The organism is Nocardia vaccinii NBRC 15922 (assembly GCF_001613305.1).
Lineage (GTDB): Bacteria > Actinomycetota > Actinomycetes > Mycobacteriales > Mycobacteriaceae > Nocardia > Nocardia vaccinii.
Window position 1 is genome coordinate 148,590 of sequence record NZ_BDCC01000020.1, and the last position, 21,970, is coordinate 170,559.

General features: G+C 67.3%; 17 protein-coding genes. 12 read left to right on the top strand and 5 right to left on the bottom strand.

What is annotated here, in order from left to right; all coding sequences use genetic code 11:
• The first annotated feature begins 12 nt into the window (after positions 1-12).
• From NV1_RS16720 to NV1_RS16740, 5 genes are all read left to right on the top strand, one after another.
• Positions 13-315: a YggT family protein gene (locus NV1_RS16720; protein ID WP_067675067.1), complete on the top strand. Its 303-nt coding sequence runs from the start codon at positions 13-15 to the stop codon at positions 313-315.
• Between the two features lie 73 nt (positions 316-388).
• Positions 389-1,225: a DivIVA-like cell division protein Wag31 gene (gene wag31 / locus NV1_RS16725; RefSeq protein ID WP_067892196.1), complete on the top strand. Its 837-nt coding sequence runs from the start codon at positions 389-391 to the stop codon at positions 1,223-1,225.
• Positions 1,226-1,330: 105 nt separating this feature from the next.
• Positions 1,331-1,531 (top strand): hypothetical protein, encoded by a 201-nt coding sequence (locus tag NV1_RS16730; protein WP_067892271.1) that lies wholly within the window; start codon positions 1,331-1,333, stop codon positions 1,529-1,531.
• Between the two features lie 323 nt (positions 1,532-1,854).
• Positions 1,855-5,064 carry an isoleucine--tRNA ligase gene (gene ileS, locus NV1_RS16735; RefSeq protein ID WP_067892198.1) on the top strand — a complete coding sequence of 1,070 codons (3,210 nt, stop codon included), beginning with the start codon at positions 1,855-1,857 and terminating at the stop codon, positions 5,062-5,064.
• 422 nt (positions 5,065-5,486) lie between these two features.
• Positions 5,487-6,050, top strand: coding sequence for a 3'-5' exonuclease (locus tag NV1_RS16740; protein WP_067892200.1), 564 nt, complete (start codon positions 5,487-5,489; stop codon positions 6,048-6,050).
• Between the two features lie 16 nt (positions 6,051-6,066).
• Here NV1_RS16740 and NV1_RS16745 read toward each other — a convergent pair whose 3' ends face one another.
• On the bottom strand, positions 6,067-7,734 hold the full coding sequence (locus tag NV1_RS16745; RefSeq protein ID WP_245713754.1) for a PucR family transcriptional regulator: 1,668 nt from the start codon (positions 7,732-7,734) through the stop codon (positions 6,067-6,069).
• 88 nt (positions 7,735-7,822) lie between these two features.
• On the opposite strand from NV1_RS16745, the gene pruA reads away from it, so the two are divergent.
• The 4 genes from pruA to NV1_RS16765 all read left to right on the top strand — a co-directional run bounded on the left by pruA (position 7,823) and on the right by NV1_RS16765 (position 13,144).
• Positions 7,823-9,478 carry an L-glutamate gamma-semialdehyde dehydrogenase gene (gene pruA, locus NV1_RS16750; RefSeq protein ID WP_067892204.1) on the top strand — a complete coding sequence of 552 codons (1,656 nt, stop codon included), beginning with the start codon at positions 7,823-7,825 and terminating at the stop codon, positions 9,476-9,478.
• Positions 9,475-10,539, top strand: a complete 1,065-nt coding sequence (locus NV1_RS16755; protein ID WP_084525449.1) for a proline dehydrogenase family protein — start codon at positions 9,475-9,477, stop codon at positions 10,537-10,539. The genes pruA and NV1_RS16755 overlap by 4 nt, the downstream gene beginning before the upstream one ends.
• 256 nt (positions 10,540-10,795) lie before the next feature.
• On the top strand, positions 10,796-12,166 hold the full coding sequence (locus NV1_RS16760) for an MFS transporter (RefSeq protein ID WP_245713755.1): 1,371 nt from the start codon (positions 10,796-10,798) through the stop codon (positions 12,164-12,166).
• A gap of 360 nt (positions 12,167-12,526) precedes the next feature.
• Entirely contained in the window at positions 12,527-13,144 is a 618-nt protein-coding gene (locus NV1_RS16765) for a C40 family peptidase (protein WP_084525463.1), read from the top strand.
• A gap of 34 nt (positions 13,145-13,178) precedes the next feature.
• Here NV1_RS16765 and NV1_RS16770 read toward each other — a convergent pair whose 3' ends face one another.
• Complete coding sequence (locus tag NV1_RS16770; RefSeq protein ID WP_067892206.1) at positions 13,179-14,057, bottom strand: UTP--glucose-1-phosphate uridylyltransferase; 879 nt, start codon at positions 14,055-14,057, stop codon at positions 13,179-13,181.
• A 248-nt stretch (positions 14,058-14,305) separates the two neighbouring features.
• Here NV1_RS16770 and NV1_RS16775 point away from each other — a divergent pair, with 248 nt between their 5' ends.
• From NV1_RS16775 to NV1_RS16785, 3 genes are all read left to right on the top strand, one after another.
• Positions 14,306-15,661, top strand: a complete 1,356-nt coding sequence (locus NV1_RS16775; protein ID WP_067892279.1) for a DNA polymerase IV — start codon at positions 14,306-14,308, stop codon at positions 15,659-15,661.
• Between the two features lie 100 nt (positions 15,662-15,761).
• Positions 15,762-16,271 (top strand): WKL family lipoprotein, encoded by a 510-nt coding sequence (locus NV1_RS16780; RefSeq protein WP_067892208.1) that lies wholly within the window; start codon positions 15,762-15,764, stop codon positions 16,269-16,271.
• A gap of 149 nt (positions 16,272-16,420) precedes the next feature.
• Positions 16,421-19,684, top strand: coding sequence for an arabinosyltransferase domain-containing protein (locus NV1_RS16785; RefSeq protein WP_067892281.1), 3,264 nt, complete (start codon positions 16,421-16,423; stop codon positions 19,682-19,684).
• Positions 19,685-19,892: 208 nt separating this feature from the next.
• Here NV1_RS16785 and NV1_RS43585 read toward each other — a convergent pair whose 3' ends face one another.
• From NV1_RS43585 to NV1_RS16795, 3 genes are all read right to left on the bottom strand, one after another.
• The gene (locus tag NV1_RS43585; protein ID WP_157117037.1) at positions 19,893-20,069 is read right to left on the bottom strand and encodes a hypothetical protein; all 177 of its coding nucleotides are present in this window, start codon (positions 20,067-20,069) and stop codon (positions 19,893-19,895) included.
• Positions 20,070-20,273: 204 nt separating this feature from the next.
• On the bottom strand, positions 20,274-21,014 hold the full coding sequence (locus NV1_RS16790; RefSeq protein ID WP_157117039.1) for a sensor domain-containing protein: 741 nt from the start codon (positions 21,012-21,014) through the stop codon (positions 20,274-20,276).
• Entirely contained in the window at positions 21,011-21,961 is a 951-nt protein-coding gene (locus tag NV1_RS16795) for a hypothetical protein (protein WP_245713757.1), read from the bottom strand. The genes NV1_RS16790 and NV1_RS16795 overlap by 4 nt, the downstream gene beginning before the upstream one ends.
• Between the last annotated feature and the right edge of the window lie 9 nt (positions 21,962-21,970).

Consider the following 21,970-nt stretch of genomic DNA (forward strand, 5'->3'; position numbering starts at 1 on the left):
GCAGAGTGGCGGGTGGCCCTGTTCAGTGTGTTGAACTACCTGCTGTTCGTCTTCTGGTTGTTGCTCATCAGCCGGATCATCGTCGAGTTCATCCGCAGCATCGCGCGGGACTGGCATCCGCGCGGCGCGGTCGCCATCGTGCTCGAGGTGATCTTCACGATCACCGATCCGCCGGTGAAACTGCTGAGAAGGCTGATACCCCCGGTCAACTTGGGGGGAATTCGACTGGATCTGTCGATTATGGTGTTGATATTCATCGTGTTCATCTTGATGACGGTCACGGGCGGGCTCGGCCAGGCGCACGCGCCGGTGTGACAGAATGGGTCGTGAAGAATAGCTTGCAAGATCTACCGCTAGACCTCCGTACGAAGCGTGAAGGGATCCTTCCATGCCGCTGACCCCAGCCGATGTGCACAACGTCGCGTTCAGCAAACCGCCGATCGGGAAGCGGGGCTACAACGAGGACGAGGTCGATGCGTTCCTCGATCTGGTCGAGCAGGAGCTTTCACGTCTGATCGAGGAGAACGCGGATCTACGCCAGCGGGTTGCCGAGCTGGATGCCGAGCTGTCCGACGCCAAGGCGGCCCCTCGCCCGATGCCGCAAGCGGTGAAACCGGCTCCGCCGCAACCCGAACCGCCCAAGCCCGCTCCGGTGCCGCCTCCGGCCCCCATGCCGATCGCCGCGCCCGCCGCGATGAAGGATCCGGGCGCCGCCGACGCCAACCTACAGGCCGCCAAGGTACTCAGCCTGGCCCAGGAAATGGCCGACCGGCTCACCACCGATGCCAAGTCCGAGGCCGAGACGCTACTGTCCAACGCCCGGGCGAATTCCGAGCGATTGGTCACCGAGGCGCGCACCCGCTCCGACGGCATGGTCGCCGAGGCCCGGCAGAAGGCCGAGACCCTGCTGTCCGACGCGCAGAGCCGTTCGGACAACCAGTTGCGTCAGGCCAAGGAGAAGGCCGACGCGCTGCAGGCCGACGCCGAGCGCAAGCACACCGAGATCATGGCCACCATCACCCAGCAGCGCAGCGTGCTCGAGAGCCGCATCGAGCAGCTCAAGACGTTCGAGCGCGAGTACCGGGTGCGGTTGAAGTCCTATCTGGAGTCCCAGCTCGAAGAGCTCGAGAACCGCGGTTCAGCGGTACCGGTCGACGGTGGTGAGGCCTTCGATGGCGCCAGCAACAACCACGCCTCTGCGTCATTCGCCAAGGGCGGCAAGTAATTTCGCTTCGGCTGACCGCCGTCCCCGCCAGCCCGGGGCCGGTACGCGCAGCTGCGGCCGTGGTCGAAAGTTCGTCGAGCCAGCAGGCCCGCCTAGGGGGTGACCATGCTCGTCCTGACACTTGTTCTCGCGGCAATCGGATTCGGCCTCCTGATCGCCGCACTGACCACCGGTTCGGTGGTGTGGGCCTGGGGATGCATTGTGGTGTGCGTCATCGGCGCGGTTCTCTTGCTGGTGAGCGCCCTGTCGATTCGCGATTCCGACGACGACGCCCCGACGCGTCCCGGTCGTCACGCCAAGCGGTGAGCAGGGTAGCCCGCGATGCGAACCAACCGCGGTCGGAAATAGTTTTGACCGCAGTGGCTACAATCAAACCTGTAACTACGGCAGTGATCCGGCAATCACCGGGGAGCCTTCGGAAGAACGGCCACGCGGCCTCGTGAGCTGCGTCGCTCAGTAGAACCGAGCGGGTGAGCCCGTCACAGCTCGCAACGAGAGGTCCGGCGTTATCGCCATCGCGCCGGGCAAGCGGGGTGGTACCGCGGTTTCGGCGCACCGGCGCCGATATTCGTCCCCGTGCCCACGGACTGCGCCCACGGCGCATACGGCACGAGGAGAGACGTCCCGACATGGCGGACGAGACAACCCCCCGCAAGGCAGAGCCCAGCGATGTCCGGGACACCTATCCGCGCGTCGATCTGGGCGCCGGGGGACAGGTTTCCTTCCCGGAGTTGGAGCGGCGCGTCCTGGACTACTGGGCCGCCGACGACACCTTTCGCGCCAGTATCGACAACCGTTCGGGCAGTGCGGAGTTCGTCTTCTACGACGGTCCACCGTTCGCCAATGGTTTGCCACACTACGGTCATCTGCTGACCGGATACGTCAAGGATTTGGTCCCGCGTTTTCAGACGATGCGCGGTAAGAAGGTCGATCGGCGATTCGGCTGGGACTGTCACGGGCTGCCTGCGGAACTCGAGGCGGAGAAGCAGCTCGGTATCACGGACAAATCACAGATCGAACAGATGGGCCTCGCGGAATTCAATACCGCGGTCAAATCCTCTGTGCTGCGCTACACCGGTGAGTGGCGCGATTATGTGACCCGTCAGGCGCGGTGGGTCGATTTCGACAACGACTACAAAACCCTGGATCTCGACTTCATGGAGTCGGTGATGTGGGCATTCAAAACCTTGTACGACAAGGGGCTGGTGTACCAGGGATTCCGGGTGCTGCCCTACAGTTGGTACGAGCAGACGCCGCTGTCGAACCAGGAGACCCGGCTCGACGATGCGTACAAGATGCGTCAGGACCCGGCCGTCACCGTGGATATGCCGCTGCGGGTGCCCGCGGACCATCCGCTGCGCCATCTGGACGGCGCCAACGCGCTGATCTGGACCACCACCCCCTGGACGCTGCCGTCCAACCTGGCGATCGCGGTCCATCCGGACGTGACCTACGTCCAGGTGCGCGGGCAGCACGGGAAGCGTTATCTGCTCGCCGCCGAACGGGTCTCGCAGTATGCCCGCGAACTCGGCGCGGAACCCGAGGTGCTCGGTGAGTACGCGGGCGCGGCCCTGGCCGATCTGCGGTACGAGCCGCCGTTCGACTTCTTCCTCGGCCATCCGAACGCGCATCGCGTGCTGACCGCGGACTACGTCACCACCGACTCCGGTACCGGGATCGTGCATCTCGCGCCCGCGTTCGGTGAGGAGGATATGGACGTGGCCGCCGCCCATGGGATCGAGCTGGTACAGCCGCTGGATCCGGGCGGGCGGTTCACCTCGATGGTGCCGCCGTACGAGGGCATGATGGTGTTCGACGCGAATCCGGTGATCATCAAGGATCTCAAGGCGTCCGGAAAGCTGCTGCGGCACGAGACGATCGAGCACTCCTACCCGCACAGCTGGCGCTCGGGGCAGCCGCTGATCTACATGGCGGTACCGTCGTGGTTCGTCGCGGTGACCGAATTCCGGGGCCGGATGGTCGAGCTGAATCAGCAGATCACCTGGGTGCCCGAGCATATCCGGGACGGACAGTTCGGTAAGTGGCTGGAGGGCGCCCGGGACTGGAACATCAGCCGGAACCGCTACTGGGGCAGCCCGATCCCGGTGTGGCTCTCCGACGATCCGGCCTATCCGCGCATCGACGTCTACGGTTCGCTGGACGAACTCGAGCGGGACTTCGGTGTGCGCCCGGACGATCTGCACCGGCCCGGCATCGACCAGCTGACCCGGCCCAATCCCGACGACCCGACCGGCAAGTCCACGATGCGCCGGGTGCCGGAGGTGCTGGACTGCTGGTTCGACTCCGGATCCATGCCGTTCGCGCAGGTGCACTACCCGTTCGAGAACAAGGAATGGTTCGACGGCACCGCAGATGAACTGGGCCACAATCCGGCCGATTTCATCGTCGAGTACATCGGGCAGACCCGCGGCTGGTTCTATCAGATGCACGTGCTCGCGACCGCGCTTTTCGACCGACCGGCGTTCAAAACCGTTGCCGCACATGGCATCGTGCTCGGCGACGACGGGCTGAAGATGTCCAAGTCCAAGGGCAACTACCCGAACGTCAACGAGGTGTTCGACCGCGACGGCTCCGATGCCATGCGCTGGTTCCTGATGAGTTCGCCGATCCTGCGCGGCGGCAACCTCATCGTCACCGAGCGTGGTATCCGGGAGGGCGTGAGCCATGCGCTGCGGCCGCTGTGGAACGCCTGGACCTTCCTGCAGCTGTACGCCTCCAAGCCGGGCACCTGGCGCACCGATTCGCCGCATGTGCTGGATCGATACATCCTGGCCAAGCTGGCGCGCACTCGCGACGTGATCACCGAGGCGCTGGACGTCTATGACATCGCCGGGGCTTGTGACGAACTGCGCGCCTTCGCCGACGCGCTCACCAACTGGTATGTGCGCCGGTCGCGTTCGCGGTTCTGGGAGGAGGACAACGACGCCATCGACACTTTGCACACCGTGCTCGAGGTGACCACTCGTCTGGCCGCCCCGCTGCTGCCGCTGGTGACCGAGGTTATCTGGCGTGGCCTGACCGGTGGTCGCTCGGTGCATCTGACCGACTGGCCCGAGGCGGGGGATCTGCCCGCGGACGCCGAGCTGGTCTCGGCGATGGACGAGGTGCGGTCGGTGTGCTCGACGGTGCTGAGCCTGCGCAAGGCGCAGAACCTGCGGGTGCGGCTGCCGCTGTCCGAGTTGACCATCGCGGCCGCGGATGCGGACCGGCTGCGGCCGTTCACCGATATCGTCGCCGACGAGGTGAACGTCAAGCGGGTCGATCTGACCACCGACGTCGCCGTGCACGGCCGTTTCGAACTCGTGGTGAACGCCCGCGCCGCCGGTCCGCGCCTGGGCAAGCAGGTGCAATCAGTGATCAAGGCGGTCAAGGCCGGTGATTGGGCCGAGGACGAAAACGGAGTGGTCACGGTGTTTCCGGGGCGCTCCGCGGGCTCCGCTCCCGAAGCCGGTGTGGAGCTGCTGCCGGAGGAGTACACCCAGCGCCTGGTCGCGGCCGAACCCGAGTCCACTGCCGCCCTGCCCGGCAATGCCGGTCTGGTGGTGCTGAATTCGGAGGTCACCGAGGAGCTCGAGGCCGAGGGCTGGGCCCGCGACCTCATCCGCGACCTGCAGGAGACGCGCAAATCCCTGGGGCTGGACGTCTCGGACCGCATCACCGTCGTCCTGGACGTCCCAGCCGACCGCGCCGAGTGGGCACACACCCACCGCGAGCTGATCGCCGGTGAAATCCTCGCCACCACACTGACATTCGGTGATGCGGGCCAGGATGCGGCCGAGGTCGTCGGCGGGGTGCGGGTGTCGGTCACCAAGGCGTGAACGCTCGCGTCGTCACCGGGCAACGTGGTCCGACTCGTCGATGCGTCCGTACGGACAGTGAGATCCGTACGGACGCATCGGGTCTCGGTCTCGCCGCTGCTCGGAGCGGGCCCCGTGCCCGGTCGTGTCGGGATATGCCCCGGTGGGCGGTTTCGCATCGCGATCCGCGTATCGAGGTGAGGCGTCCGAGCAGTGCCATGCTGAAGGTGTCGGCAGGTCGGACAGCAATATCCCGGTAGGGGCCGGGTGAGATTTCTGCCGGCGCATCCGGTCGTGGCGTGGCGAGCCGGGTAAGGGGCCGTGAGATACCCGGCCATGCGCCGACTCGGTCGGTGGCATGGGGCGCTCGGGTGGTGATGGGTTGGGCCGTCGGCTGTCGAAAACCGCTGGTCGGTGCGGTTGGGGCTGGGTAGCCTGCGGGTATGGATGATCGGCTGCTGAATGTCGTGGATGTGGAGGCCACGTGCTGGGAGGGAGCGAGTCCCGGCGGGCAGCCGAACGAGATCATCGAGATCGGGGTGTGCGTACTGGATATGGGGACGCTCGAGCGGGTGGGGCGGGACAGCATTCTGGTGCGGCCCGAGCGGTCTTCGGTGAGCGAATTCTGTACGCGGCTCACCACCCTCACAGCGGAGCAGGTTGCGGCGGGGGTGGATTTCGCGACCGCGTGCGCGCTGCTGGGGTCGCGGTATCGGGCAGCGGAGCGGCCGTGGGCGAGTTGGGGGGATTACGACCGTAAGCAATTCGAACGGCAGTGCGCCGCGAGCGGTGTGGCATATCCTTTCGGTGACCGGCATACCAATGCCAAGCGGTTGTTCTCCGAATCTCTCGATACCACAAAGCGTTTCGGGATGGATGCGGCATTGCGGGTTGCGGGTCTGCCGCTGGAGGGCACACATCATCGTGGCGATGACGATGCGTGGAATATCGCCGCCCTCATCATCGATATGTTCCGGCGCGGGCGGTGGCCCGCGAGCGGCGGATAACCGTGTTCCCGGCGGCTCAGTCTCGTATTTCGGCTGGGGCCGGGGCGGACAATCGGTGCACCGCGAGCTGGATCTCCAGCAGGAGCCGGTCGGGGGCCGAGTCCAGGTCCAGGCCCATCAGCTGGGTGGCTCGACGGACGCGGTAGCGCAGCGTGTTGGGGTGAATACTGAGATCCGTTGCGGCCGTGCGGACATCACCGCGGCGGGTCAGGTAGGCATCCAGGCTCGCGAGCAGATCCGCGGAGTACTTCGCGTCGTAGTCCATCAGCGTGTCCAGGCGCGGGTCGCGCAACTGGGGCTGATCGGCGATCAGGGTGAGGATCTCGGCGAGCAGGACCGTGGTGCGCGAGCCGGCCAGGGTGGTGACCGCATCCGCGTCGGGCAGATCGGCGGTACGGTCCAGGACCCGGTCGACCTCGGCGCGGGCGCGGGCAGCATCGGTGAGTCCGTCCACGGGGGCGGCGATGGCGGCACGCAGGCGCAGCCCGGATCGCTCGGCGAGCTGCTCGATCACCTGTCTGGTCCATGACGTCACCCGATCGGCCGAATGATGTTCGGGGAACAGCACATACAGCCGATCGCCGATTACCGTGGTGACACAGTCCTGACGAAAGGCGCTGGCGTGCAGGCGAAGTGCCGCCGCGCCGCGGTGTACGATCTCCTGCGCGCGCTGGGCGGGCTCCTGCTCGTCGGTGTGCCGGGCGAAGCCGACGACCGCCGCTCGCCCGGCCACCGCGACGCCGAAGGTCTCGGCGAACGCGGCCACGTCGACGTCGCCGCCGTGCGCACCGAAAAGGCGCTGAACCAGTAGGGCATCGGTGGTGGGTGCGTGCCGGGTGCGCCAGATGACCCGGGCGGCAATGGAAGCCGCGCCGCGCAGGACTCGCGGACTGTCCGACCGCAGCGGCTCGGCGCCCTCCTGCACCCAGATCGTGCCCAGTACCGTCCGCGGCCGGATACCCGGTGCGCCCGGCTCGCGGATGCCGATGGCGATGCGGCGCTTGGTTTCCCATTCCCGCTGTGCCGGAACCTCCACAATGTCACCGGTATTGCGCAGCCGATCGAAGACGCCCTCGCGTTGCAGCCAGTGCAGATATCCCGGCGGCCCTTGGCGGCCCAGCACCGACAGCCGCCGCACCGCATCGGCGCAGGCGCTGCTGTCGGCCGAATAGGCCAGCACCCGGGACTGGTCGTCCTCGATGGTGACCAGCCCGTGCGTGGACTCGGCCACCGATGCCGCGAGTCCGAACAGATCGGTGTCCAGAGTGGGCGTGGACGTCACGGCCAGTGGTCCGCCGCCCTGTCCGATGAGCCGCCCGACGAGCGCGTGCACCATCTCCCAGCGGGCGTGCGGATGCACCGCCACCAGCGCCAGCCCGGCCCCGCGAGCGGTCTCGCGCAACTCCTCGGCGCCCTTGGAGAACACCGCGCGCGGGCGATACTGCGCCGGACAGTGCCGGGTGAGTTCGCGCAGCCAGTGCACCGCATCCGCGTTCGACACCCCGACCTGCAGATACAGCTCCGGCAGGGGCTGGGCGGGCGCCGATTCGGGGCTCGGATCGTCCGGATCCAGGAAGGCCACCGATCCGATGACCACATCCTCGCCCTCGGGCGCGTCCATCAGTGTGACAACCGAGCTGGTCAGCGCCGACAACAGTTCCGAGAGTGGTATGAGCTGGTTCACGCTCTTCATTCAATCCGACCAAAATGTATCCTGCAATTCGTCCGATCGGACAACGGACAGTTGGTTCGTCCGGTGTTTATTTCATGCCATGGACGCGATCACCACGGTCCCCGCACCGACCAACGAACCCGTGCACTCCTATGCGCCCGGCACCTCCGAGCGAACCCGTCTGCGCGCCGCTCTGAACGAGCTGGCCGCGAATCCCACCGAGATCTGCCACGTGATCGACGGCAGACACCGCGCTGGTACCGGAGCCGCGGTGAATGTGGTCCAGCCGCACCGGCACGCGGCGGTGCTGGGCACGCTGCGTCTGGCCGAGGCGGCCGAGGCACACGATGCCGTGGCCGCCGCGACCGATGCCGCATCCGATTGGCGCGCACTGCCTTTCGACGAACGCGCCGCGGTCTTCCTGCGTGCGGCCGACCTGCTCGCCGGCCCATGGCGCGAGCGGATCGCGGCGGCGACGATGCTCGGCCAATCCAAGACCTGCTACCAGGCCGAGATCGACGCACCCTGTGAACTGGTCGACTTCTGGCGCTTCAACGTGCATTTCGCCCGGGAGATCCTGGCCGGTCAGCCGGTCTCCTCGCCCGGGGTGTGGAACCGTACCGACTACCGCCCGCTGGAGGGTTTCGTCTACGCGATCACCCCGTTCAACTTCAGCGCGATCGCGGGCAACTTGCCCACCGCCCCGGCCCTGATGGGCAATACCGTGATCTGGAAGCCCTCGCCGACCCAGGCGGTGGCGGCCTATCACACGATGCGGCTACTCGAGGCCGCCGGACTCCCGCCCGGCGTGATCAACCTGGTGCACGGGAACGGGCCCGAGATATCCGATGTGCTGCTGGCCGATCCTCGGCTGGCGGGCATCCATTTCACCGGATCCACGCGTACCTTCCAGCATCTGTGGCGGGAGGTGGGCAGCCGGATCGATCGGTATCGCGGCTATCCGCGGCTGGTCGGCGAGACCGGCGGTAAGGATTTCGTGCTCGCGCATTCCTCGGCCGATCCGGACGTGCTGACCACGGCGCTGATCCGCGGCGCGTTCGAGTACCAGGGACAGAAGTGCTCGGCGGCCTCGCGGGCATTCGTGCCGCGTTCGGTATGGGCGCGGATGGGGACGGAGTTGATCGACAAGGTGAGTGCGCTGCGCTACGGCGACGTCACCGATTTCGCGAATTTCGGTGGCGCGGTGATCGATCGGCGGGCGTTCGACCGTCTCGCGGGTGTGCTGGACCGGGCGAAGTCGACCGCGAGCCTGACCGTCGCGGCGGGCGGTACCTGCGACGACAGCGTCGGTTATTTCGTCGCCCCGACCCTGTTGCTCGGCGACGATCCCGCTGACGAGGCGTTCCGCACCGAGTATTTCGGGCCGATCCTGGCGGTGCACGTCTACGACGACGCGCGTCCCGGCGGATTCGAGGACGTGCTGAATCTGGTCGATTCGGGTTCGCCCTATGCGCTGACCGGAGCGGTCATCGCCCAGGATCGTCACGCGATCGAGAAGGCGGGCGCCGCATTGCGTTTCACGGCCGGAAACTTCTATGTGAACGACAAGCCGACCGGTGCCGTGGTCGGCCAGCAGCCGTTCGGCGGGTCGCGCGCCTCGGGAACGGACGACAAGGCCGGCTCCTCGCTCAACCTGTTGCGGTGGACCTCCCCGCGTTCACTCAAGGAGACCTTCGTTCCCGCGACGACGCACGAATATCCGCACCAGGCCGCCGAATCCGAGGAATCGAGATGAGTGCCTTGTTCACCCGGGCCGCCGGCTCCGCGAGTTCCGGGGCCCACCGTACCCCGCTGCCGTTCGGCAATCCACTGCGGCCCGCCCTGCTGGCCGCGGCCCGGTCGGCCCGAGCCGAACGGGGCATCACCCGGATGCCGGTCACCAGGCGGATCGTGGACCGGTTCGTCGCGGGCGAGTCCCGGGAGACGGCGCTGGGGGCGGTGCGAGAGTTGTTGCGGCAGAACCGTCTCGTCACGATCGACTATCTCGGTGAGGACACCGTCGATCCCGGACGGGCCGAGCAGGTCGTGCAGGAGTACGTGCTCCTGCTCGAGGCCCTGGCGCAACTTCCGCGGGACGGCGCGGATATGCCACGGCCGCTGGAGATTTCGGTGAAACTGTCCGCGCTGGGACAGGCTCTCGGCGAAGACGGTCACGCCGTGGCACTGCGCAACGCCCGGACCATCGCCGAAACCGCTGCGGCAGCCGGGATCTGGATGACGGTGGACGCGGAGGATCACCCCGCCACCGATTCCAGGCTCGCGATCGTGCGCGCGCTGCGGCACGAACATCCCGAGACGGTCGGCATCGTACTGCAGGCGTATCTGCGCCGGACCGAGGCGGACTGCGAGGCGTTCGCCCGGGAGGGCGCCCGGATCCGGCTCTGTAAAGGGGCTTACGACGAGCCGGAGCCGGTGGCCTTTCGGCGTAAGCGCGAGGTCGACGCGTCCTACCTGCGCTGTCTGCGCATCCTCATGCGGGGCAAGGGATATCCCATGGTCGCCACGCACGATCCGGTGATGATCGAGGCCGCCGCGCTACTGGCGACAGCCGCCTCGCGCGGGAGCGCCGACTTCGAGTTCCAGATGTTGTACGGGATCCGCCCCGCCGAACAGGAGCGGCTGACCGGGCTGGGACAGCATGTGCGGGTGTACGTCCCGTTCGGCGATCAGTGGTACGGGTACTTCGTGCGCAGGCTGGCCGAGCGGCCGGCGAATCTGCTGTTCTTCCTGCGTTCCGCCGTGCCCGAGGCTCGCGGCAATATTACTGGACCGTTAAGTGGTGGTATGTACCACTAAAAGATGGCATATGGTGATACAGTTCATGACGAGGTAAGGAACGCTGGGTCGGCTCCCATGAGGGGGGAGCTGAACCGGCGGCCTCGAAGGTCTTCCCCAGCCCGATCGGCGGGGAAGTGCAATGCCGCTCGGCGGGTGTTTCCCCTAGTGACGCCAACTGGTCGCATCCGCCGAGCGGCGTAAACAACCGCATTCCGGCTGCTCGGGGGCTTTCGCGTACCATGACGCGGTTCGACCGACGTGATGAGGGAAGACCGTGACCGATCCAGCGCCCGCCGCCTCGCGGCCGTCCGGCGAGAGCTCCGCTCCCGCTGTTCCATCCGCCGCACCGGAGATCGATTCCCCGGGAACCGCTTTGGCCGGTTCGGGCCGGACCATCGCGATCGCCAGCTTCATCGGCACCGCGATCGAGTTCTACGACTACTACATCTACGGCACGGCCGCGGCGCTGGTGCTGAACAAATTGTTCTTCCCCGCGCTCTCGCCGGTCGCGGGCACGCTGGCCTCGTTGGCCACCTTCGCCATCGGATTCGTCGCCCGGCCGGTGGGTGCGATCGTGTTCGGGCACTTCGGCGATCGCATCGGCCGCAAGGCCACGCTGGTGGTCTCGCTCCTGCTGATGGGCCTGTCCACGGCCGTCGTCGGACTGCTGCCCGGATATTCGAGCATCGGCGTGGCCGCGCCGATCCTGCTGGTCGTTCTGCGGGTGCTGCAGGGAATCGGCCTGGGCGGCGAATGGGGCGGCGCCGCACTGCTTTCCACCGAGTACGCGCCGAAAGGGCGGCGCGGGCTTTACGCGGCTGCTCCCCAGATGGGTTCGCCCATCGGCTTCTTCGCCGCGACCTCGGTATATTGGGCGCTGTCGGAATTGCTTCCGAAAGGCGCGTTCGAATCGTGGGGCTGGCGGGTGCCGTTCCTGCTGTCCTTCGTACTGGTGGCGGTCGGGCTGCGAATCCGGTTGCGGGTGGCCGAGACTCCGGCGTTCGCGAAATTCCTGGCGACCGAGCGCGCGGTGCGGGTGCCGACGCTCGAGGTGATCCGGCGCTACCCGAAGCAGCTGCTGCTGGGTGCGGGGGCCATCGTGGTGGTGTACGTGATGTTCTACACCGCCTCCACCTACTGCCTCACCTACACGACGAAAACCCTTGGCATTCCGCGCAATACGATGCTCGGCCTGACGTTGATCGCGGTCACGGTGCTCGGGGTGACCACGTTCGCGGTGGCGCGGCAGTCCGATCTGCTCGGCCGGCGCGGATTGCTGCTGGGCGGTGCGGTCTTCAGCCTGGTGTGGAGCCTGGTGATGTTCCCGCTGCTGAACACGCGCAATCCCGTCCTCATCGCGATCAGCCTGTCCGGCGCGCTGCTGTGCATGGGCATCGGGTGGGGGCCGCTCGGGGCCTATCTGCCCGAACTGTTCGGCACCGATGTGCGGTATTCGGGGGCCGGCATCGCCTACAACCTCGGTGGCGTCCTCGGCGGTGGCGTGGCTCCGCTCATCGTCGCGCAACTCGGCCAGACCCGCGGTACGGCCTCCGTCGGCCTCTTCATGGCCGCCATGGCGGTGATTTCGTTGCTGTCGCTGCTGGCATTGCCCGAGACGCGACATCGGAACCTGAGTGAAGTGTAGTTCCAGCGAACTTCCCTCCCTGCCTTCGTGGCGCGCCGAGTTGCTGGTCCGTACCCGCATTCGAGCAGATGAAACCGGTTCGGGCCGAAAATGACGAAGGTCGTTACAGGGGAGGTCTTGTGTGATGGATGGGACATACGGTACAACAGCTATGTCAGGGCAACCTTGATGCTCTAGTTGAGCTTCCTGCTTCACCCGATCTCCCTCCTGTTCGACCCCAGCTGAGAACCATGCACTGCCAGGCACGTGGTCCCGGCCGAGATGTCCGTGGGGAAGCGGTCATCCGACAGCTCTTCGTCTGTGCCGATCGGTCGCCGGGGCACTGTCCTCGGTGGTGTCTGCACACCGAAGGGCGAGACCATGGCAAGTAAGGCATCGCGTGGCAGATTCATCCGCCTGCTGACCAGCGCACTGATGGGATTCCTGGTCGCGGGCGCAGTAGCCGAGACCGTTCCGGCCGGGGTGGCCGGCGCGGATTCGGGCATACCCATCGTCGCGAACAGCGGCAGCGCCGAATCCGGCAGTGCCTCGGACCCGGTCGCGGGCGGTTCGGGCAGCGCGTCCTCGGGCTCCGGGACCGGTTCGGCCTCCGGCAGCGCCAGTGGCTCGGCGAGTCTGCCGCTGGCCAGCCCGCGGGCGATGGCGGCGCTGGCCTTCGCGCGGTCCCAGGCCGGCAAGCCCTACGAGTGGGGCGCAACCGGCCCGAACGCCTACGACTGCTCGGGCCTGGTGCAGTGGGCGTACCGCTGGGTCGGCATTTTCCTGCCGCGCACGACCTGGCAACAGGCGCGCGCGGGAAGCCCGGTGCCGCTCGCCGCGATCCAGCCGGGCGATGTCGTGGTGCTCAACGCCGACGGCTCCCACGAGGGCCTCTACGTCGGCAACGGCGACGTGCTCAACGCCTACGACTACGGCGTCGGCGTGGTGTACTCGCCGTTGAGCCAGTTCAAGATCTACGCGATCCGGCGCTTCTTCTGAGCCGGCGAGCGGCGGGCGGTCGGGCCCGCCGCACTCACTCGGTGACGAGCTGACGCAGCAGCGGGCCGTACTGCGGGTGGTTCAGGGCGGTGGCGAACTGGGCGGTGAGGTAGTCCGCGGGATTGCCGGTGTCGTACCAGCGGCCGCGAATCACCTGGCCGTAGGCGGCATTCGCACCGGCGAAGGCATTGATCGCATCGGTGAGGTACACCTCGCCGGTGCGATGCGTATACCACTCCGCCACCTGCTTGTCGAGCTCCTCGATGATGCCCGGAGTGACCACGTAACCGCCGACGGCGGCGAATGCCGACGGCGCGTCCTCGGGTTTGGGCTTCTCCACCAGTCCGGTGATGCGCATCAGCCCGTTGTCGAAGGTCTCCTCGACGACCGGAACGCCGTAGCGGACCGAATCTCCCGGCTCCATCGGCATCAGCGCCAGGACCGGGGATTTGGTCTTGTTGTAGGCGTCGATCAACTGCTGAGCGCGCGGCACCTCGGCGACGAACACGTCGTCGGGCCACAGCACCAGCATGGGCTCCTCACCCAGATTGCGGGCGGCGTTCAGAACCGGGGTGCCGTTGCCATAGGGCCCGTGCTGGTCCAGATAGGTGATGTGGCCCAGGCGGCCCAACTCGCCTACCTCCTCCACCGCGTCCGCGTAGGCGGACTTGCCGTCGGCGCGCAACTGGGCCACCAGCGCCGGATTGGGGCGGAAGTGGTCCTGTATCAACGACTTTCCAGCACTAACCACGATGGTGATATCGGTGATACCGGAAGCCACCAGCTCGCGCACGGTGTGCTCGATCACCGGCTTGTCACCGACCGGGAGCATCTCCTTCGGGATCGCCTTCGTCAGCGGCAACAGGCGCGAGCCGATGCCGGCGGCGGGGATCACGGCCTTGCGGATAGTCATTGTTCGATCATCACATACGGGCACGGCCGAACATGTCGGTAGCCGAGCGTAGATTTTCGGGTATGACCACCCACCCCGATCCGGCTATGACGCGGCTTTTGCCAGGTCAACCGGTATATTCCGGGGTTGTCGGAGTACGTGGCGCGCAGGGTGGTCCGGCAGCATCGACGCAGAAATCGCCGAGCAACCTCGCGGGCACGCCGAATGATTCCGAGCCGATCGCGCGGCGCTGGGTGTTGCACATCGATATGGATGCCTTCTTCGCCTCGGTCGAGCAGCTCACCCGGCCCACGCTGCGGGGTCGTCCGGTTCTCGTCGGCGGAACCGGTGCGCGTGGCGTGGTGGCCGGGGCCAGTTACGAGGCGCGGGTCTTCGGTGCGCGCTCGGCGATGCCGATGCATCAGGCGCGGCGGCTGGTCGGGGTGACCGCGGTGGTGGTGCCGCCGCGCGGGGTGGTGTATGGCGAGGTGAGCGGGCAGGTCTTCGAGACGTTGCGTTCTCGTATTCCGGTGCTCGAGACGCTGTCCTTCGATGAGGCGTTCGGTGAGCCCGTCGAACTGGCCGGTACCAGCGCGGGGGAGGTGCTGGAGTTCTGCGAGGCGTTGCGGTCGCTGGTGCGCGAGCGCACCGGACTGGTCGCCTCGGTCGGCGCGGGCACCGGTAAGCAGCTCGCCAAGATCGCCTCGGGTCTGGCCAAACCCGATGGCGTGCGGGTGATTTCGCCACATGAGCAGGGGGAACTGCTGGCCGCGCTGCCGGTGCGCAAGCTGTGGGGAGTGGGGCCGGTGGCGCAGAGCCGGTTGCGGTCGGTCGGTATCGAGACCGTCGGCGCCTTCGCGGCATTGCCCGAGTCGGAGGCGGTCTCGCTGCTCGGCGGCAGTGTGGGCGCGGCGCTGCACCGGCTCGCCCGCGGCCTGGACGATCGACCGGTCGCCGAGCGGGCCGAGGCCAAACAGATCAGCGCCGAGACCACCTACGAGAGCGATATCGCCACCCTCGGACAGTTGCGTCCGGCGATCGAGGAGATGGCCGCCGCCGCGCACGGCCGCCTGATCCGCGACGGCCGGGCCGCGCGCACCGTGGTGCTCAAACTCAAGAAGGCCGATATGAGCATCGTGACGCGCTCGTTCACGCTGCCGTACGCGACCGAGGATCCGGCCACGCTCACCGCCGCCGCGCTGCGTTCGGCGCTCGACCCCGCGCGGATCGGGCCGATTCGCCTGGTCGGCGTCGGTTTCGGCGGTCTGTCGGCGGTGCGGCAGGAGTCGCTGTTCCCGGAGTTGGACCAGGCGACCGAGCCGCGCGAGACCGCCGAATTGGACGAATTCGTCGCACCGGAGCCGACGGTCACCCTGGCGACCGATATCCCGATCACCTCCGATGCGCCGGTGCCGCCCGCGACCCGCTCCTACACCACCGAATATTTCTATCCCGGCCGCGATGTGACCCACCGCGCACACGGCCACGGCTGGGTACAGGGCAGCGGGCACGGCCGTGTCACAGTGCGTTTCGAGACCCGCTCGACCGGTCCGGGTCCGGCGCACACCTTCGCCGCCGACGATCCGGATCTCGGCCCGGCCGATCCGCTCCTTAGTCTTCTTTGAAAGTCTGCGGGTAGCGTGAGGCCACTCGTGCAATCACACCGGTGTGGTGGTAGTTGTCACGGAGCACGCAAGAGACCAACTCGAAGGTAAAGGACGAGCATTGAAGCTTCAGAGGACTGGACGCGTCGCGGTTGCCGTATTGGCCGTGGTGGCCGCGCTCGGCATGTCGGCCTGCGGTAGCGGTGACAAGCACTCGAGCTCCAAGGCCAAGACGACGACCGCTGCGGCCGCGACCGGCAGCAACTACCCGCCGGTCCCCACGGCGACGCAGCTGAACCAGGAGCTGTCCCAGACACTCGACCCGAGCGTGCCCTCCGCGCAGAAGGTGCAGTACCTGGAGGACGGCTCGACGGCCCTGCAGAAGGATCCGGAGATGATCAACAAGCTCATCACGGCCTACAAGCAGAACAACGCCAAGATCGCGGTGACCTCGGTCAGCTACCTCGGCGGCCCCACCCTGACCGCGAACGCGAATTTCTCGGTCAACGGCGGCCAGAACAATGTGGCCACCGTGCCGTTCGTCGCACAGGACGGCAAATGGAAGCTGCAGAAGCAGTGGGCGTGCACCGGTCTGCAGAACCTGAACCAGACCTCGCCCGCCTGCAGCTGAGCGTGGGCGTCGGAATCGAGGCCGGTATCCGCGCGGATACCGGCCTCGGTCGTTCGTGGGCGCGGATTCTAAGCGCAGACTGAGAATCGTCAAGTGATTTCGTCGGTTACGAAGCGGTCACGCTAACATCTGCCTCCGTGACAGACACGATGGTGCGGGCGGATGAGGCGCCCGCGGCCCGCGAGCAACCCGGTCCGATCGCAAGTACCGGCAGGCAGTGGGCCAAGCCGGTGGCCTTCATCGCGGGTCTGCTCGGGGCATTGTTCGCCATCGCCGTACCGCTGCTGCCGGTGCGGGTGGATCACACCACTCTGTCTTGGCCACAACAAGATTCGCCACGCGGCATCACCGCGCCGCTGGTCGGCTACGCCCCGCTGACGTTCGATGCATCGATTCCCTGTGGTGCGACAAGGCAATTGGCCGCGCATGGGGGTGTGATCAGCTCGACCCTTCCCGGCGGTGCGCCCGACCTGGATCGTTACGGCTTTGTCGCACGGGTGAATCCGGCCCGCGCCGGACAGCCCGCGCAGTTCGAGGCGGTGCTGCGCGATCAATCGCTGCTGAGCGTTCCGCTGAACCGGCTCGGCGACTGCGCCCTCACCGTGCACGCCGACATATCCTCGGCCACAGCGACTCTCACTGGCTCGACGGTGAATCCTGTGACGTTGACCGGTGATTGGCGTCCGCAGCTGGTCGGGATTTTCAGTGATCTGAAGACCACCGCGGGTGTGCGGGTCACCGCGCAGGTGGACAGCCGGTTCTCGGTCGTGCCGACGTTTCTCAAGCGGGCCGCGACGATCCTGGCGATCGGGTGCACACTCATCGCCCTGGTGGCGCTCTACCGGCTCGACACACTGGACGGACGCCGGGTCCGGCGGGTGTTTGCCCAGCGGTGGCGCACGTTCGGTCTGGTGGACGGCGTCGTCTTCGCGACGTTGGTGGTCTGGTACTTCATCGGGTCGACTACCTCCGATGACGGATATCAGTTCGGTATGGCCCGGGTTTCGCTGGTGTCGGGCTATATGGCCAACTACTTCCGCTACTGGGGCGTGCCCGAAACGCCGGTCGGCACACCGTGGTTCGATCTGCTGGCGCGCATGTCCGAGCTGAGCACCGCGAGTCCGTGGATGCGGCTGCCGACGCTGCTGGCCGGGGTGCTGTCCTGGTTGCTGATCAGCCGGGAGGTGATTCCGCGCTTCGGCGCAGCCGTGCGGTACGACCGCGTGGTGCGCTGGACCGGTGCGCTGGGTTTCTTGGCAGTCTGGCTGCCTTTCAACAACGGATTGCGTCCGGAACCTGTTGTGGCGGTGAGTGTTCTGCTCACCTGGTGCCTGGTGGAGCGGTCGATCGCGGTGCGGCGGTTGCTGCCCTACGCCCTCGCCGTCATCGTCGCGGCCTTCGCGTGCACCGCGAATCCCTCGGGCCTGATCTGCTTCGCGCCGCTGTTGGCCGGTCTTCGGCCGGTGTGGCGCTCGGGCATGACGCGGGCTCGTGCACTGGCCGGGGCCTCGGACCGGGAAAAGGTCACGCCCTGGGCGTGGATCCGTGCCTACGGCGCGTTGCTGGCGCCATTGGCCGGGGCCGGGACGCTGATCGTCGCGGTGGCCTTCTCGGTGCTTCCGCTGTCGGACATGTTCGAAACCAATCGGGTGCACCAGATCGCCGGACCGGCCTCGCCCTGGTACGACGAATATCTGAGCTATCAGTGGCTGTTCATGCCCAATGCCGACGGGTCGATCGGCCGCCGCTTCGGCGTCGTCGCGATGTGGCTGGGTCTGCTCGTGTGCGCATTCGTGTTGTTGCGCAAGGGCGGACGGATTCCGTTCACCACACCCGGGCCGACCAAGCGGCTGCTGGGCCTGACCTTCGGCGCGATGCTGCTGCTGGCGCTCTCGCCGACGAAGTTCACCCACCACGACGGCGTGTACGCCGGACTCGCCGGATCGGTCGCGGCGCTCACCGCGGTGGCCGTCGGCCCGCGGGTGCTGCGCTCGCCGCGGAACCGGGCGTTGTTCGCGGCGGTGGTGTCATTGATCCTGGCGCAGGTTTTCACCAGCATCAACCAGTGGTGGTACGTCTCCAGTTTCGGAATTCCATGGAATGACAAGTCGCCGTCGGTGCACGGCTTCCTGATCGAGAAGGTATTCGTCGCCGTCGCGGCCGTGTGCCTGCTGCTTGCGGCATGGTGGCATGTGCGGGCGCCGGAACCCGGTACCCCGCACCGGATTTCGCCGCGGGCCTGGAAGTTGGTGAAGATTCCGCCGTTGACCGTGGCGGCGGCGATTCTGGTGCTGTTCGAGGTGGCCTCGTTCGCCAAGGGCGCGGTGGCTCAGTACCCGGGTTTCTCCCTGGCCGCCTCGAATGTGAATGCGGTACTGGGCAAGCCGTGCGGCTTGGCCGACCATGTGCTGGTCGAGCCGGACCCCGGTGCCTCGTTGCTGAGCCCTGTGTCGGGGAATCCGTTCCGCGCATTCGCCAACGGCGCAACGGGATTCGTACCGAACGGGATCGGTGATCTCAGCCCGGACGGTCAGCCCGCCGCGGCGAGCAGTATCGCCAGCACGAATACGTTCAACGCCAAGCCCGGTGGTGATGTGGGCACCCAAACCGGCGGTGCGCCACTGCCTTTCGGTCTCGACTCGGCCACCACGCCCGAGCTGGGCACGGCCGGCCAGTCCGGACCGTCGGATCTGACCACCGGCTGGTACCGCCTGCCCGCCGCGGGCGACCGCAGCGGCATCGTCGCCATCGCCGCTGCCGGGCGTATCCGCTCGGTCGACAAGGACGGCGTGGTCACGCCGGGGGAACCGGTGGAGGTGGAATACGGTACGAGCGATTCGGCCACCACCGCGCATCCGCTCGGTCGGCTGACGCCGATCGATATCGGGCCCGCACCGTCGTGGCGCAACCTGCGCGTACCGATGGACCAGATTCCCGCGCAGGCCGATGTGATTCGCGTCGTGGCCAGTGTGCACAGCCTCGACCCGAATCAGTGGATCGCGCTGACCCCGCCGCGAGTGCCGCGCACGACCACGCTGAACGATCTGATCGGGTCCTCGCAGCCGGTGCTGCTGGACTGGGCGGTGGGCCTGCAGTTCCCGTGCCAGCGTCCGTACGACCACAAGGACGGCATCGCCCAGGTCCCCGGTTGGCGCATCCTGCCCGACCGCGGCGGCGCCCACGACACCAACCTGTGGGAGAGCCACGACGGCGGCGGCCCGCTCGGCTGGAGCCGGCAGTTGCAGCGCTCCAGCAGCCTGGCCACCTACCTGAAGGACGGCTGGCGCGAGGATTGGGGCGAGTTGCAGCGGCTGACGCCGATCGACCCGTCCGCGGTCCCGGCCACGCCCACGGTCACCCAGGACACGCACACCGGTATGTGGACTCCGGGGCATATCAATACGACCTGGTAGTTCGGGACATCACGGTGGTCTGCGGTTCAGCCGCACATACCGTGGGTTCACAGATCGCGCCGGACACTCCGTGACCGCGGGCCGAACGGGCGAAACACCCTCCGGCGCAGAATGTCCCGGTATCGGAGCCGGTCCGTTTCGCGTGGACCGCACCCGTGCGGGCAGACCGCCGTTGTGGCGAACCGCTCCGCACGGGTGCGCATGCCGCTCAGCCGCGGCGGTAGTTGTTGTGTTTGCGCGCGGGTAGGGTGATCTGCGATCCGCGTGCGGGGAGTTTCATCCCGGACACCGGCTGTCGCTCGGCGCGCCCGCCGCGACGTTCGCGCCGGGACATGGGCGCCGGGGCGGCTGGATCGGGTTGGGGGAGAGGGGATTGCGCGGGCATGGCGCCTCCTGGGGTTTCGTGGCCGACTCATCGCGCGACGGACCGCCGGCCTGAATGGGAATGCCGGACTGCGACAAAAGCTGCGCCCGAAACCGGAACGGCGTGGGCGCGAGCGAGAACACGCTCAGGAGAACAGTGCGAACCACATGTCGACGACGGTAACAACCGACCGCCCTGGCGCGCATCCGATTTATCGCGCCGTTCCTATGGGCCGGAAATGCCCTGTAGACGCTGGATCTGGGTGTCGGTGATCGAGCGCAGCGCCGCGGGGTCGACCGCTTTCTGACCCGCGCGTGCGATCTGGACGACCGTGCTGCCGACCAGGGCGACCGTGGCCGCGGAGTACAGCGTCAGCCCCTGACTGGTCGTGCGCACCTGGAAGGAGACCGAGGCGTCCCCGGCGCGGGGCTCGTCCAGGCCGCCGACCTGGTAGCTGACCGCGGCGCCGTCGGCGTCGGTGCCCGAATAGGACCCGCATCGGTGCAACAGATCCTGCACCGATGCGAACGCCCGCGCCGCGGCGTTGCGCGGATAACTGGCCGCGTCGATGTCGATGCTGTCGAAGTCGGCCGACGAATAGTGCACCGCCCCATGGGCGCTCGCGCCGGGCACCTGATCGTTCACCGCGTCGAGCACCTTCGCGCAGGCGGCCGGATCGGTGTGCGATCGGTCGGGCGGGGTCGGGCCGTTACCGCCGGAGCTGTCGTCCAGCGCCTCGAATTCGGGCGGAATGTCGGTCCCGGACAACAGCTTGGCCCGCAATGCCGCTGAATCGGTGAGCGGCGCCGCGGTCACCGTCGAGGGTGCGGTCGCCGAACTCACCGGCGGTAGCGAGGAGCCGCTGTGCTGTGTGCTGCATCCGGCGGCGGATATCGCCGCGGCCGTGATCAGGGCGCACCCGGCCCACTTCCCTCGGACGTCGAACATCGCGTCGATTCCGCTCACCGGCCCCACTGCACCTGCGTGCTGATGTTCTGGTGCAGCAGGATCTCGCTGTGCGGGTCCCGGTAGGACTGCCGGCCCGCGACCGTGACCGAACCCGACACCGGCAGTGGCAGACCGAGATCCACGGTGATGGTGCCGGTGCCGTGCATGGCGTAGTCGACGATGTCCAGACTGCCCGCATTACTCGGCAGCGACCACACCTTGGCCTTGGGCGTCTGGGTCACATCCAGTTGGATGGTGAGCAGATCGCCGTCGCGCTGGGTGAGGGTCGCGGTCGTCACCTGATCCAGTGGGACGCCGCTGGTCACTTGCTGGTGCACGGTCCAGACCGCGCCCACGCCGACCGGGTCGACGGGGAATGCGATCGATTGGTAAACGGCCTGGTAGAAAGCCTGCTCCAGCGCGGCGCTGGCGGCATCGGGGGTATCCGGCTTGGGCACCATGCGCAGCGCGGTGATCGCGCCCACATCGCTCATCTCGAAACCCGCGTGCGATCCGTCCGCCGACTGCAGCTGTTCGGCCAGGCGCGGATCGGAGGAGGTGGCGTTGCCGAGCGTCAGGTCGACCCCGTCTCGTCCGGTCTGCGCGGTCAGCGGGATGGTGACCGTCGGCTGGGAGAAATCGTGCGGGGTCTGGTCGTTCATCTGCTGTTCGATGTGGTGGCCCGTATGCAGGGTGACCTGCTGGGTGTTACCCACCGCGAACGAGCGCCGCAGCAGCGAGTGCGGCTGCGCACCCGGCTTGACCACCGTGGTCACCACCGCCGAGATCGGCATGGTGACCTCCTTGTCCATGGTGGGCGGCTCGATCTCGGCCTCGCTGCGGGTCTCGGTGACGTCGCTGCAACCGACGCCCATGGCCGACAGCGCGACCGCGAGCACCATGAACAACACACCCGGACGGGCGGACCGTACGGCCGTGCGAGAGTGAGAAGACAACACCGTCACGCCTGACAG

What these genes read in the sequence shown, in the direction of transcription:
- wag31 (WP_067892196.1), top strand. Translation starts at nt 389, where the DNA reads ATGCCGCTGACCCCAGCCGATGTGCACAACGTCGCGTTCAGCAAACCG.
- NV1_RS16730 (WP_067892271.1), top strand. Translation starts at nt 1,331, where the DNA reads ATGCTCGTCCTGACACTTGTTCTCGCGGCAATCGGATTCGGCCTCCTG.
- ileS (WP_067892198.1), top strand. Translation starts at nt 1,855, where the DNA reads ATGGCGGACGAGACAACCCCCCGCAAGGCAGAGCCCAGCGATGTCCGG.
- NV1_RS16740 (WP_067892200.1), top strand. Translation starts at nt 5,487, where the DNA reads ATGGATGATCGGCTGCTGAATGTCGTGGATGTGGAGGCCACGTGCTGG.
- pruA (WP_067892204.1), top strand. Translation starts at nt 7,823, where the DNA reads ATGGACGCGATCACCACGGTCCCCGCACCGACCAACGAACCCGTGCAC.
- NV1_RS16755 (WP_084525449.1), top strand. Translation starts at nt 9,475, where the DNA reads ATGAGTGCCTTGTTCACCCGGGCCGCCGGCTCCGCGAGTTCCGGGGCC.
- NV1_RS16765 (WP_084525463.1), top strand. Translation starts at nt 12,527, where the DNA reads ATGGCAAGTAAGGCATCGCGTGGCAGATTCATCCGCCTGCTGACCAGC.
- NV1_RS16770 (WP_067892206.1), bottom strand. Translation starts at nt 14,057, where the DNA reads ATGACTATCCGCAAGGCCGTGATCCCCGCCGCCGGCATCGGCTCGCGC.
- NV1_RS16775 (WP_067892279.1), top strand. Translation starts at nt 14,306, where the DNA reads ATGGATGCCTTCTTCGCCTCGGTCGAGCAGCTCACCCGGCCCACGCTG.
- NV1_RS16785 (WP_067892281.1), top strand. Translation starts at nt 16,421, where the DNA reads ATGGTGCGGGCGGATGAGGCGCCCGCGGCCCGCGAGCAACCCGGTCCG.
- NV1_RS43585 (WP_157117037.1), bottom strand. Translation starts at nt 20,069, where the DNA reads ATGCCCGCGCAATCCCCTCTCCCCCAACCCGATCCAGCCGCCCCGGCG.